This window comes from Streptomyces sp. Root1304 (assembly GCF_001426405.1).
Classification (GTDB): Bacteria; Actinomycetota; Actinomycetes; order Streptomycetales; family Streptomycetaceae; genus Streptomyces.
In genome coordinates this window covers 668,214-680,675 of sequence record NZ_LMEP01000012.1, presented here as the reverse complement: position 1 = coordinate 680,675, position 12,462 = coordinate 668,214, and the positions used below count along the sequence as shown (strand labels likewise).

At 73.3% G+C, this 12,462-nt stretch carries 14 protein-coding genes and 1 tRNA gene; 7 read left to right on the top strand and 8 right to left on the bottom strand.

The features are described 5' to 3' along the window. Nucleotides 1–212 precede the first annotated feature (212 nt). Together ASD33_RS15940 and ASD33_RS15935 are read left to right on the top strand one after the other, a co-directional pair. Nucleotides 213–713 (top strand): DoxX family protein, encoded by a 501-nt coding sequence (locus ASD33_RS15940; protein WP_242427052.1) that lies wholly within the window; start codon nt 213–215, stop codon nt 711–713. Between the two features lie 273 nt (nt 714–986). Next, entirely contained in the window at nt 987–1,610 is a 624-nt protein-coding gene (locus ASD33_RS15935; protein ID WP_056561476.1) for a VTT domain-containing protein, read from the top strand. Here the strand turns inward: ASD33_RS15935 and ASD33_RS15930 are convergent. Both ASD33_RS15930 and ASD33_RS15925 read right to left on the bottom strand, forming a co-directional pair. Then, nucleotides 1,570–1,830, bottom strand: coding sequence for a DUF2277 domain-containing protein (locus ASD33_RS15930; RefSeq protein ID WP_056559482.1), 261 nt, complete (start codon nt 1,828–1,830; stop codon nt 1,570–1,572). The genes ASD33_RS15935 and ASD33_RS15930 overlap by 41 nt on opposite strands. Nucleotides 1,831–2,039: 209 nt before the next feature. Next, entirely contained in the window at nt 2,040–2,270 is a 231-nt protein-coding gene (locus ASD33_RS15925) for a hypothetical protein (protein WP_056559479.1), read from the bottom strand. 266 nt (nt 2,271–2,536) lie between these two features. On the opposite strand from ASD33_RS15925, the gene ASD33_RS15920 reads away from it, so the two are divergent. Together ASD33_RS15920 and ASD33_RS15915 are read left to right on the top strand one after the other, a co-directional pair. Beyond that, nucleotides 2,537–3,298: a GntR family transcriptional regulator gene (locus ASD33_RS15920; protein WP_056559476.1), complete on the top strand. Its 762-nt coding sequence runs from the start codon at nt 2,537–2,539 to the stop codon at nt 3,296–3,298. 171 nt (nt 3,299–3,469) lie between these two features. Continuing rightward, a complete protein-coding gene (locus ASD33_RS15915; protein WP_056559473.1) occupies nt 3,470–3,919 on the top strand; it encodes a lamin tail domain-containing protein in 450 nt (149 codons plus the stop codon). Between the two features lie 105 nt (nt 3,920–4,024). Here ASD33_RS15915 and ASD33_RS15910 read toward each other — a convergent pair whose 3' ends face one another. The 4 genes from ASD33_RS15910 to ASD33_RS15895 form a co-directional block, all read right to left on the bottom strand. Then, nucleotides 4,025–4,666 (bottom strand): DUF4231 domain-containing protein, encoded by a 642-nt coding sequence (locus ASD33_RS15910; protein WP_242427005.1) that lies wholly within the window; start codon nt 4,664–4,666, stop codon nt 4,025–4,027. A 114-nt stretch (nt 4,667–4,780) separates the two neighbouring features. Next, entirely contained in the window at nt 4,781–5,245 is a 465-nt protein-coding gene (locus ASD33_RS15905) for a hypothetical protein (protein ID WP_056559470.1), read from the bottom strand. A gap of 300 nt (nt 5,246–5,545) precedes the next feature. Next, entirely contained in the window at nt 5,546–5,836 is a 291-nt protein-coding gene (locus ASD33_RS15900) for a hypothetical protein (RefSeq protein WP_242427003.1), read from the bottom strand. Nucleotides 5,837–6,126: 290 nt separating this feature from the next. Further along, nucleotides 6,127–6,201: transfer RNA gene (locus tag ASD33_RS15895), tRNA-Val, on the bottom strand. 168 nt (nt 6,202–6,369) lie between these two features. Between ASD33_RS15895 and ASD33_RS15890 the strand changes: the two genes are divergently transcribed. The 3 genes from ASD33_RS15890 (at nt 6,370) to ASD33_RS15880 (ending at nt 8,951) form a co-directional block, all read left to right on the top strand. Continuing rightward, nucleotides 6,370–7,140 (top strand): DUF4097 family beta strand repeat-containing protein, encoded by a 771-nt coding sequence (locus ASD33_RS15890; RefSeq protein ID WP_056559467.1) that lies wholly within the window; start codon nt 6,370–6,372, stop codon nt 7,138–7,140. Between the two features lie 77 nt (nt 7,141–7,217). Next, on the top strand, nt 7,218–8,627 hold the full coding sequence (locus ASD33_RS15885; protein WP_056559465.1) for a hypothetical protein: 1,410 nt from the start codon (nt 7,218–7,220) through the stop codon (nt 8,625–8,627). A 108-nt stretch (nt 8,628–8,735) separates the two neighbouring features. Continuing rightward, the gene (locus ASD33_RS15880) at nt 8,736–8,951 is read left to right on the top strand and encodes a zinc ribbon domain-containing protein (protein ID WP_056559462.1); all 216 of its coding nucleotides are present in this window, start codon (nt 8,736–8,738) and stop codon (nt 8,949–8,951) included. Nucleotides 8,952–8,977: 26 nt separating this feature from the next. Here ASD33_RS15880 and ASD33_RS15875 read toward each other — a convergent pair whose 3' ends face one another. Next, nucleotides 8,978–9,820 (bottom strand): hypothetical protein, encoded by an 843-nt coding sequence (locus ASD33_RS15875; RefSeq protein WP_056559459.1) that lies wholly within the window; start codon nt 9,818–9,820, stop codon nt 8,978–8,980. Then, nucleotides 9,817–12,444, bottom strand: a complete 2,628-nt coding sequence (locus ASD33_RS15870; RefSeq protein WP_056559456.1) for a phosphoribosyltransferase — start codon at nt 12,442–12,444, stop codon at nt 9,817–9,819. Before ASD33_RS15870 ends, ASD33_RS15875 begins: the two co-directional genes overlap by 4 nt. Nucleotides 12,445–12,462 lie beyond the last annotated feature (18 nt).

The window sequence follows — 12,462 nt, the reverse complement described above, 5'->3', positions numbered from 1 at the left end:
GCCTCATCGGTTTCCGTCCCCACCCCTCGTCCACCCCACGGACGAGGTCAGGCCGAAGGAGTCCCCCCATGAACGACCTGAACGACATGAACGACCCGAACGACCGGAGCAGCCTGAGCGCCCAGAAGGATCCGGGCGCCTCGATCGGCCGGAACGGAGCGAACGGCCCGACCGGACCGATCGCGGCGAACGGCCCGACCGGAGCGAACGCCCTGATCCGCGGCAGTGCCCCGCACGGTCTCGCGGCCCGCCTGGACCGCGTCCAGCCGTACGCGCTCGGCCTGTTCCGCATAGTCGTCGGCCTGCTCTTCGCCTGCCACGGCGCCGCCGCCCTCTTCGGGATCCTCGGCGGCGCGGCGGGCAGCGGCGGCACGGTCCCGGCCGGCACCTGGCCGGGCTGGTACGCGGCCGTGATCCAGCTCGCCGCCGGTGGTCTGGTCCTGGCCGGTCTCGGCACCCGGAGCGCCGCGTTCCTCGCCTCGGGCTCGATGGCGTACGCGTACTTCGACGTCCACCAGCCCGCGGCCCTCCTCCCGCTGCGGAACGGCGGCGAGACGGCGGCCCTGTTCTGCTGGTCCTTCCTCCTCCTGGTGTTCACCGGCCCCGGCGCCCTGGCCCTGGACCGGCTCTTCGGCACCCGGGTCGGCTCGACGGAGACGACCGCAGGGGCGCGGGAGGAGCGCGAGGAGCGGGGAACGCCGGTCACGGCCTGAGCCCGCCCTACAGGAAGGGGCCGGAAACCACAGCGCGTCTTCCGGCCCTTTCCCGTCCCCTCAACACCCCACACCGGCCGGTGCCTCCGGCCGCGTTCCCGCAAAGTCGCACACCTTCGCGCGGCCACGGACACCGGCGACGCGGCACCGCACCCGGCGCGCCGACCGCAGCCCGCTTCGGCCGCCGCCTCTCCGCCACGCCGCATCCGCTGCGCTCCCGCACCCACCCGGCGGGCGGTCCGGCGCGTCCGCGTAGGCTCTGGCCCTGTGAATCTGCTCGACAGCCTGGGCTCGCTGCGGTCGCTCACCGCCGGACCGTGGATCTACCCGGTGGTGGCGGCGTCGATCCTGCTCGACGTCTTCCTGCCGGTGCTGCCGAGCGGCTTCCTGGTCATCACCGCCGCCACGGCGGCGGCGACGGCCACGGCGGCCACCCCCGACGTGCCCTCGATCCTCCCGCTGCTGCTCTGCGCGGCCTCCGCGTCGGTGCTGGGCGACTTCCTGGCGTACCGGCTGGCCCTCAGGGGCGGTGCGAGGATCGACCGGGCCATCGCCCGGTCGAGGCGCCTGTCCGTGGCGCAGGAACGTCTCGGCACCGCGCTGACGCGGGGTGGCGGCCTGCTCGTCGTCCTGGCCCGCTTCGCCCCGGCGGGCCGCTCCGTGGTCTCCCTGGGCGCGGGCGCGGCGAAGCGCCGGGTCGAGGAGTTCCTGCCGTGGTCGGCGCTGGCGGGCGTGACCTGGGCCTCGTACAGCGTGGGGCTCGGCTGGCTGGGAGGCCAGTGGCTGGGCGCGACCTGGTTCAGCGCGGGGGTGTCGACCCTCGCGCTCTTCCTCGCGGGCGGGCTCGCCGCCTATCTCATCCGGCGTCCGGCTGCGGCTCCCGCGACGGCGTCCTGACGGCGGGGTGCGCCCCGCGCACCTCCAGGCCGTCGAGGAGTCTCGCGGTGGCCTCGGCGATCTCGTCCACGGCCCGCTCGAAGACCTCGCGGTTGTGGGCGGCGGGCGCGCGGAAGCCGGAGACCTTGCGGACGTACTGCAGGGCGGCGGCGCGGATGTCGTCCTCGGTCGCCTCCTCGGGCAGCGCGGGCGGTCGGAGCGTCTTGATGCTGCGGCACATGCCTCCAGTGTCGCGCGCGCCACTGACAACGGCCGGGAACACCCCCGACCAGGCGGAAGGGCGGGGCGCCGGGGCCACGCCGTATACCCACCACCGGCACCACTGCCGCCACCGGCACAGGCACCGGCACCGGCACCGCCACCGGCACAGGCATCGGCGCGGCGTCTCCGGCACCGTCGGCGCCCCTCGGTAACCGGCCGGCCGGGGTCTCACCCCAGCCCGCCAAGCCCCCGTCTGCTACGCGCGTTGATCTCGGCGGCGCGGGCGCGCAGCTCGCGGAGGGGTGTGGCGGGCTGGACGTCGGCCGCTTCGGCCTCCCACACGCCGCCGCCGTGGACGGCACGGAGCAGCAGGCGCCCGGAGACGCTCTCCAGATAGAAACCGACCCGCCCGGTGGCGGTGTCGCGGACGAGGTCACCGACCTCGGGCAGTGGCTGCACGCATCCCCTCCGTCCCGATTCCTGACGTACTCCCGAAGCGCTCCCCGGAGCGCTCCCCACGCACGCGCGGGCACGCTCGCGAAGCGCTCCCGAGGCGCGCCCGAAGTACGGGGACACCCAGAGAAGCCGTACGGCACCGCCCTGTCAACGTATCTCTAGAGATGTCCCCCGATGGATGGATCGGCAGGCGGGAGGGCGGATGCGTGTGCACCCCGCCCTCGGGGCGCGCCGTAGGGTGTCACGGAGACGAAGGGAGTAGTCCACCCGTGACTGACCAGGACAGCGCTCGTCGGCCCAAGTACCAGCGCATCGCAGATGAGTTGAGAGCCGCGATCCGGTCGGGCGCCTTCGCGCCGGGCGCCAGGCTCCCCGGTGAGAACGACCTCATGGCAACCTACGGCGTGGCGCGGATGACGGCCCGCCAGGCGCTCTCGGTGCTGCGCAACGAGGGCCTCGCCGACGCGCGCAAGGGGGCCGGAGTCTTCGTCCGCGTGTTCCGCCCGCTGCGCCGCCGCGGCATCCCGCGCCTGTCCGGGGACCGCTGGGGCAACGGACGTTCGGTCTGGTCGGCGGACGTGCAGGACGACCGGGACCTGGTCGTCGACCAGATCGAGGTGGGCGAGACGCGGGCCGGCGCGCGGATCGCGGGGGCGCTGAACCTGGCGCCGGGCGCGCCGGTGTGCGTCCGCCGCCGCCGGTTCGTCCTGGACGCCAAGCCGGTGCTGCTGTCGGTCTCGTACCTCTCGGCGGAGCTGGTGCGCGGGACGTCGATCGCCGAGGCGGACACGGGCCCGGGGGGCACGTACGCGCGACTGACGGAGCTGGGACACCGGCCGGTGCGGTTCCGGGAGGAGATCCGCAGCCGGATGCCGACGGCGGAGGAGACGGACAGGCTGGCACTGGACAGCGGGACACCGGTGGTCCTCATCGGACGTACGGCGTTCACGGGCCCGGGGGTGGCGGTGGAGCTGAACGAGATGACGCTGGACGCGTCGGCGTACGTCCTGGAGTACGACTTCGACGCGTGAGGCGGGCGTACCGGTTCGACGCGTGAGGGGCGTATGCCACCCTCACCCACCCCCTCCTTCCGCACCCCCTCCCCCTCTCCGAAGTTGTGCGGGAGAGGTGAAGGATGGGTGCGTATTCTGTGTGCTCGCCGGCCCCATCGGCGGGCGTCCGGCAGAAACTGAGGGACATTCATGCTTCGCGCACGCACGTTCGCGGCCGTGACCGCGGCCGCCGCCTCCGGCATCCTGCTGCTGCCCACGCAGGCGCAGGCCGCCGGCTCGGTCCACCTGTACAAGATCTACTACGACAGCCCGGGCACGGACCGTCGCACGAACGCCAGCCTCAACTCAGAGTACGTACAGATACGGAACACGACGGGCGCGGCGGTCAACCTCCGCGGCTGGACGGTCACGGACGCGGCGAACCACAAGTACACGTTCGGCAACTACGTGCTGGGCAAGGGCAAGATCGTGACGGTCCGCACGGGCCGGGGCACGAACACCGCGGCGAACGTCTACCAGAACCGTGGCGCGTACGTCTGGAACAACGACCGGGACACGGCGACGCTGCGCAAGGCGAACGGGACGCGGGTGGACGTGTGCTCGTACAACTCGACGCGGGTGGACTACAAGTGGTGCTGACCACGCACCGCGGCTGACGTACGACGGGGCTCCGGAGGAATTCCGGGGCCCCGGTTCGTCAGGGGCTCCGGATGACTTCCGGGGCCTCGGTGCGTCCGGGACTCGTCAGGACTTCCGGGCCCCGGGCTCGCCGCCAGCGGTCGGGGCGGAAGCGGAGTCCACGGCGGCGCCCCTCCCCCGAGCCGTCTCGCCCTCGCCTCCTCCCTCCCCTTCCCCGTCCTCGTCCCCGGCGGCGCGGGCGGCGGGGATCCCGTGCTGCTGCACGTCGGAGTTGACCTGACCGCCGAGTGTCATGACGTTGAGGGTGGCGGAGTTCTCGTTGGCGATGGCCTTCTCGACCCGGGCGACGAGCGTCGAGAACGCCTCGCGGCGGGGGAGGTTGTGGTACGGCCCGACCTTCGTCTCGAAGTAGACCCGTTCATGGCCGAGGAGTTGCTCGGTGGACCGGTAGTTCTTCCACTGCTCGCGGTAGCGGTAGACGCTCTCCAAGGAGACCGCGGCGACGACGACCACGCTGAGCACGGTGGCGGTGACGCGGGCGAAGACGAGGTCGAGATTGACGAAGACGGGAACGAGGGCGCCGCCGACGACGGAGACAGTGCGCATCCGCAGATGCATCGCCTTCATCCGGGTCGCCTTGGCGTCGTACCAGCCCTGGTACTGCGCGAGCCGACCCTCGATGTACCGCTGCGGCGTCATCTCGCCGCTCCGCACGCCCGGTTCGGGCGCGTCCCCCACGTCAGCCATGCGGGGAGTACACCGGGCGCCCGGGCCCTCCGTCAACTCTTCGCCCATTCCGCCACAGCCCACCACAAGGTACGTTCATCCCACCTTCAACCAGAGGCGAACGCCGGCCGATGATCAGAGCCGCTGCTTGGCGGCCCGGACCAGCTCGCTGATGCCGTCCCGGGTCCGCACCCGGCACTCCTCCAGGGCGCGCCGGTCCGAAACGCGCTGGAGCATCGTGATGTCCTCCAGCAGGGCTTCGCCGGAGCGCCCCAGCCCCTCGTCGCTCGTGAGCATCTGGAGCCTGAAGAGCGCCTCTTGAGCGACGGACCGCAGGTCGTAGGCGCGGATGCGCACCACGTCGGGGTCTTCGTGCGGCGGCGACTCGCGAAGACAGAACCACAGATGCACGAGACAGCGCCGGTAGTTCACGAGGGCACCGGCGTAGGCGGTATAGGCGTCGAGCCGCTCCTGCCGCAACTTCTCGTCCCGCGCGAGCAGATGCCCCCTCTCGGCGGTACGCCGCTGAAAGGCGAGAGTGATCCCCGACCCGAGCAGCGTCCCCACAACGGCCATGGCACTGGCGATGATTGCTTCCACCCCACCACCAGACCACGCCACACGCCCCCGCACTCCCCGAACACCGGAACGAACCGCGCCCAAGCACGGATACGGCCCCGGAGCGGGCCGGCGATCGAGATCGCAGCGTCGCCCGAAGCCACGGGGATGATCGCCTGGCAGATCGTCGCTGTCTCGTCCTGAAGCCCCTCACCTCCGGGGCGAAGCCGTCCGCGCAAGGCTCGGACCCCAGGACACGAGGAAGCCCTGCCCCGGCAGGACCGCGGCTACTCGTACACCGCCGCTGCCCGGAGCGCTCGGGCGAAGAAGCGCCAGTCGCCGCTACTCCTCGTCGCTCCGCTCCAGAACCAGCCCGACGGAACCGTCCTCCAACCCGTTGTTGTCCTCGAGGTGCAGATGCGCACCGTCGGAAACGCCGTCACCGGCCAGCACGAGCAGATGCCCGGCCAACGTCCTCAGGCCCGCGGCATTGGCCTCGATGACCACCTCGCTCCCGAGATTCCGCACCTCGATCCGCGCGTCCGCGTCCCACGTGAAGACAAGTCCGCCCCCCTCCGTCACGACCGTGACCTGGGTGCTCTCGACGGGGCCACCGCCGGGTTCGAATGCCATGAACACCATGATGCCAACCACCCAGACAGGACCACGTCACACGGTCGCCCACGAAGGCCACACCCCTGACGCCGATGGCGCACCCGAGCGGCTCCATATATCCCTAAGCAGTCTCCATCAACGGCCGATGGGGACCTCGCGGACGTTCTCTCCACACCCACCGCGCCCAGACCGTAAGCCACTCGGACTGCCTACTCAGAAGCCACCACAGCTCGTGAGCGGCGGCCCGAGTCGACACCGGAAGCCCATGGAAAAGACCCCCAGCCGCAATCGACTGAGGGCCTCTCCCCTGGTGGGCGCGGACGGTTTCGAACCGCCGACATCTGCTTTGTAAGAGCAGCGCTCTACCCCTGAGCTACGCACCCGTGGGAGGGACAACAGCGTACATGGCGCACGGGTGGGTGCCGCAAACCGATACCCCTGGGCGGGGGGTAGCCCCACCCCCGGGACGGTGGGTCGCCCGATCGTGACGTGGGGTGGTCGGGGCCTACGGTCGGTGTACTGTCCGCGTTTCTTGGTGGGGGTTCATCGTCATGGGTGTCGTACGTCGTCCGTTCCGCGTGCTGTTCGTCTCCGGAGGGGTGTTCTTCTCCTCCCTCCTGCTCGCCGGGTGCGGATCCGCCGATGTCGACGACGCGTCCGTCGAGCGGAAGGCGTTCGCGTTCGACGGCGCGGCGCTCACCATCGACTCCGACGACTCCGAGCTGGTCATCACGCCCGCCGACATCGACGACGTGCGGGTCGAGCGCCAGGTCGACGGGTGGGCGGTCATGGGGTCCGGGCCCAAGCCCACCTGGACGCTCTCCGACGGGCGGCTCACGCTGCGCGTGGGGTGCACCGGGATCGCCTCCGACTGCGACGCCGTCCACCGCGTCCAGGTGCCCCGCGACGTCGCCGTCACCGTCCAGGACGACAACGGCGGCGTCACCGCCGAGGGCTTCACCACCCCCCTGAAGGTGCGGTCCGACAACGGCGACGTCCGGGTGCGCAAGCCCGGCGGCCCCGTCGATCTCCTCAGCGACAACGGCGACGTCGTCGTCGACGGCGGCGCCACCTCCTCCGAGGTCGTCGCCCGCTCCGACAACGGCAGCCTCCGCGTCACCCTCGGCGCCGTGCCCCGCCGCGTCGACCTCTTCACCGACAACGGCGACATCACCCTCTCCCTCCCCACCGCCGACTACGAGGTGACCGGCGCCAGCGACAACGGCGACGTCCGGATCGACGTCCCCCGCCGCGACGGCAGCGGGCACTCCGTGAGCGCCCGCAGCGACAACGGCGACGTGTCCGTCCTCACGGCGAACTGACCGGCCCGTGTGTTCGTCCTTACCTGGTGGGAGAATGAACCGGACCGGGCACGGCGGACACAGCACGGGAGAGGTACGTGGCGGCGAGCGACGCGAGGGGGGCGGGCGGCGTTCGACGTCGTGACACGCCCGGCCGGAACGACACCCGAACCGACGGCCGGCCCCGGCGGGCACCCTCCGGCCTCCGGCTCGCCCTCGCCCTGCCCCTCCTCGCCGGCGCCCTGCTGCCGCACGCCTTCGCCGGCGGCGGCACCCGCCGCTGGTTCGGCGGCCGCGGCGAGAGCCAGCGCGCCGAGGCCCAGGCCGCCAAGGACGCCGCCGCCGCGGCCTTCTACGAGCTCGACACCGCCCAGCGCGGGCTGCGCATCTCCATCGAGACCATCACCGCCGTCGACAGCTCCCCCGAGGCCCGTCGCGCCGTCGAGGGCTTCGAGGCCCTCGGCCGCCGCATCGACGAGGTCAGCCACCTCTACATCGACGCCGTCGACGCCCACGACCTCGACCGCGACGAGCTCGACGCCGCGACCGCCTCCCGCGCCCGCGCCGAACTGACCCGCGCCAAGGACGAACTCGACCGCGCGAAGGCCGAACTCGACCGCTACGAGCAGGGGCTCGCGCCGCTGCTCGGCCGAGCCGAGACCCAGCTCGCCCGCCTCGCCCCCGCCGTCGAGCGTGCCCGCCAGGCCCTGCGCGGGGCGTCCGGCGCCCTCGACTCCGTCCGCGAGAGCGGGCTCCGCGCCGACGACCTGGCCGCCCGGCTCGCCGCCCTCGGGCCCGAACTGACCCGGCTCAACGAGGGCGCCGGCCGGCACGGCGTCCCCGAGACCCTGCAGCGCGCCGACCAGGTCATGCGGGATGCCGAGGCCGTACGCGCCGAGGCCGAGCGGCTCCCCGAGCGGGCCGCCGAGATCGACCGCCGGCTCGTCTCGCTCCGTACCCGCACCGAGGCCCTCACCACCCGCACCGAGGGCGTCGAACCCGTCCTCTCCGAGCTGCGGCGGCGCTTCACCGCGCCCTGCTGGCAGGACCTCCAGCACGTGCCCGAGCAGGCCGCCACCTCGCTCCACCAGGCCGGGGAACGGCTCGCGGAGGCCGGGAGGGCCCGGTCCGAGCAGCGCTGGCCCGACGCCACCTCGCTCCTCTCCACCGTCCGCGCCCTGCTCGACTCCACCGACGAGGCCGTCTCCGCCGCCGGGGACCGGCTGCGCCGTCTCGACGCCGTCGCCAAGGACCCGAAGGCCGAGATCGACCGGGCCCGGTTCGCCGTACGGGACGCCCAGCGCCTCGCCATGGCCGGCCGGAACACCCCCGACCCCCGGCACGCCCGGCCCCTCGACGAGGCCGTCGCCCGGCTCGACCGCGCGGTCGACACGCTGGAGGGGCGCCACCCCGACTACTGGCACTTCCTCACCGAGCTGGAGGGCGTACGGGCCACGGCCGCGCACGTCGTCGGGCAGATCCGGGAGGATCGTGGCGCCGGGCACTGATCCGTCGGTGGAGTGACGGGGACCCGGTCACTCCACCGGGACCGAGCCGGGGGACATCGGCGGGGTCGTGCACGGACCGCCGCGCGCCGCAGGCTCTAGCCTGTCCCCATGCCTCGTTACGAATTCCGCTGCCGGACCTGCGGCGACACCTTCGAGCTCAGCCGTCCCATGGCCGAGTCCTCCGACCCCGCCTCCTGCCCCGCCGGGCACGACGACACCGTGAAGCTGCTCTCGGCCGTGGCCGTCGGCGGCAGCTCCACCGCCGGCCCCGCGCCGAGCGGCGGCGGGGGCGGCGGTTGCTGCGGCGGGGGCTGCTGCGGCTGAACCCCCGCAATACCCCCGACCGTCCCCTAGACCACTGCCGCCGCCCGGAAGCGGCGCAGGATCTCCTCGCCCGCCGCGACCCCGCGTTCCGCCAGGACGTCGAGGTGGGGGGCGGTCCAGTCGCTGTCGGCCAGTTCGCCGTGGCCCGGGCGCCAGGCCCGGTCCGCGGCGAGCAGCAGGTCCGCGTCGAGCAGGGAGTCGCCGGCGGCCAGGGTGAGCGTGGCCCCGGTGCGGCGGGCGACCTCGCGGACCGCCGCGCTCTTGGTGAGCGGCTTCGGGACCGCGTACACCTTGCGGCCCTGGAGGGAGACCGTCCAGCCGCGCTCCCCCGCCCAGGCGCCGAAGCGTCCCAGCCAGTCCTCGGGGAGCCGCTCGCGTTCCACGACGAGGTAGGCGAAGAGGTCCTCGGCGACGCGGTGCTTGCGCACCCAGGACAGGTCCGTGGTCGCGGTGAGGTAGGCGCGGATCTCGGAGAGCGGCGCGCACTCCTCCGCGAGCCGGCGCACCACGGAGGCGTGCCACTCGGGGTCGGAGACGCCGTCGACGAGGATGTGCCCGCCGTTGGCGCAGATCGCGTACTTCGGTGCGGTGCCCGGGAGTTGGATGCGCTGGTACTGCTTGCGCGTCCGGGTCGTGGTGGGCACGAAGACCGCTTCGCCGGTCAGCCGCGCGAGGAGCTCGGCCGCGTCCTCGGTCATGTAGGAGAGCGGCTTGGACTCGTGGACCTCGACGCAGAGCAGCCGGGGCGCCTGCGCGTCGGGCATGCCGAGGGCGAGGGCCGCGGAGGAGTAGATGAGGGTGCGGTCGAGGTCGCTGGCGACCAGGACGGGGGCCGGGGCCGTCGTCGCACCCGTCGGGGCCGTACTCACTGCGACACCACCGCCTTGCCGTCGGCGCCCGTGGCGCCCCGTGTGTACTGAGGGTGGATCAGGCCGACGCAGCTGTACGGGAGTTCGTCGACCTCCTCGACCGGTACGCCGCGCTGCTCGGCGAGCAGGCGGACGTGCGCGAGGTCGGCGCCCGCGCCGCGCTTGGCGAGGATCTTCCAGGGGACGCGGCGGAGCAGGACGCGGGTGGTCTCGCCGACGCCCGGCTTGACCAGGTTGACGTCGTGGATGCCGTACTCCTCGCTGATCCGCTCGACGGCCGCCCAGCCCTCCCAGGTGGGGGTGCGGTCGGCGGCGAGGAGTTCCTTGACGTCCCCGTCGACGGAACCGGCGACCTCGTCGAAGCGGGCGGCGACCGCGTCGAGGAAGTCGTGGGAGACGTCGGCGCCGGCCAGTTCGCGGTAGAACTTGCCGCCGTGGAAGTCGTCGGGTCCGACGAGGTCGGCGCGGAGGACCGTGCGCGATATCAGGCCGGACACCGTGGAGTTGAGGCAGGCGGACGGGATGAGGAAGTCCTCGCGGGTCCCGTAGGTGCGGACGCAGGAGCCGGGGTCGGCGAGGACCGCGATCTCCGGGTCGAAGCCCGTGACACCTTCGGCCGCCTCGAACTCCTCTATCGCGTCGGCGAGTTCGCGGGTGATGGCACCCTTGCCGGTCCAGCCGTCGACGAACACGACGTCGGCCGGGTCGTGGTGGGCGGCGAGCCAGCGCAGCGCGTTGGCGTCGATGCCGCGGCCGCGCACGATGGAGACGGCGTAGTGCGGCAGGTCGATGCCGTGGCGGGCCTGCGCCCAGCGGCGCATGAGGACGCCGACGGGGGTGCCGGCGCGGGCGAGGGAGACGAGCACGGGGCGGCCGTGGGGGTCGCTCCCGCGCCGTCCACGGCGCTGGGGGAGCTCGGCGAGGACCGTCTCGGTGACGGTGCCGACGGCGCGGGCGATACGGGCGGCCGAGGTCTCCAGGGCGCTGTGGAAGAGCTCCTGGTAGCGGGGGCTCGGCTGGTACTCGACGGGCAGCGATTCGGCGTAGTGGGCGCCGCCGCTCTGGATGGCTTCCTCGCGTTCCTCGGTGGGCGCCTCCAGCTCGACGTCCGAGAGGTCCTGGAGCAGCCAGCCGACCTCGTCGGGCGCGTACGAGGAGAAGGCGGGGCCGCGGAGGGGCTCGGGCAGCATGGAGCTCCTTTCGGGAGCTTCGGTGACCGGGGGCCTGTCGTCGTACGAGGAGTACGGCGAGGCCATGGGCGTGTGCGTGGGCAGGGGCGCGGCGGTGGGCCCCTGCGTGGGCGTCGGCGTGGGCGTCGGCGTGGACGGGGCCGTGGGCGTGTACGAGGGGACGACGGCCAGGACGACGCGCGGGACGTGCGCGGACAGCTGGGCGAGCAGGCCGTCGGGGGCGTGCAGGGCCGGGGTGTCGGCGGTGGAGTCGACGACGGCGACGACGGCGTCGAAGCCCGCTCCGGCCACGTTGTACGCGTACCGCTCGCCGGGTCCGTCGGCGGGGTCGTCGTGGGCGGGGAAGACGAGCCGGGTGCGTATCGCGTAGCCGGGGTCGTCGACGGCGAGGACGGGCGAGCGGGTGGTGGTGGAGTAGTGGACGTCGTGGCCGGCGTCCTCCAGGGCGGTGCCGAGGCGCAGCGGCGCGTACATCAGCTCCTCGAAGCCGAGGACGAGGACGCGGGGCGCGGTGGACGGCTCCCCGGCGGGGGTGCCGGGCTCCACCGCGGCCGAAGGCGCTCCCAGCTGCTCACCGATCCCGCGCGCCAGCGCCGGGAGGGCTTCCTCCAGACGGGTGCGGTGCTCCGGTGTGAAGCCGTGCCGGCCGCCGTCGGGGACCCCTTCGGGCCAGTCGAGCGCGATCCGCACGGGGGCGGCCGGGCGGGGCGCCGGCGGGAGGGGGGCGGGGGCGGGCGTCTCGTGCTCGGCGACCAGCGCCTGGCCCTTCTGCAGGACCCCTTCCGGGAGGCGTACGGTTCCGGCGGCACCGGCCACCAGGTCGACGCGGGCGCCGATCTCCTCGGCGAAGGCGTCCAGGCGGCCGAGGTCGGCGGCGGAGCGCATGTCGACGAGGGCCACGACGACGTACCGCTTGCGCGGGTAGCGCTCGTGGAGGGTCCGGACGGTGTTGAGGACGGTGTTGCCGGTGGAGAACTCGTCGTCGACGAGGACCAGCGGCCCGTCGCCGGCGAGCAGCTCGGCGTCCTCGGGCAGCAGCAGGTGCGAGGTGGCGTGCGAGTGGGACTCCTCGAAGCCGCCCGCGCGGGCGACTCCGTCGACCGGCCGCCGGGTGGAGTGGAGGTACGGGGCGAGGCCGAGCCCGTCGGCGACGGCGTGGCCGAGGGCCGTGGCGGTCTCGGCGTACCCGAGGACGACGGAGCGGGCGGTCTCCGCCTCGCCGAGGAGTTCCCGGACGCGCCGGCCGAGGCCGAGGCCGGAGCCGTACACGACCGAGGGGCGCTGCGGCACGTGCTTGCCGAGCACGCTGGAGACCAGCAGGTGCGCGCGCTTGGGGTTGCGACGCAGTGCGAGGCCCAACAGGGCGGGCAGCTCCTCGTCGCCGATCAGTTCGACGCCCAGTCGCTCCGCGACCCACGTTCCGGTCCACACCACGTCGTCGATGTCCCTTCG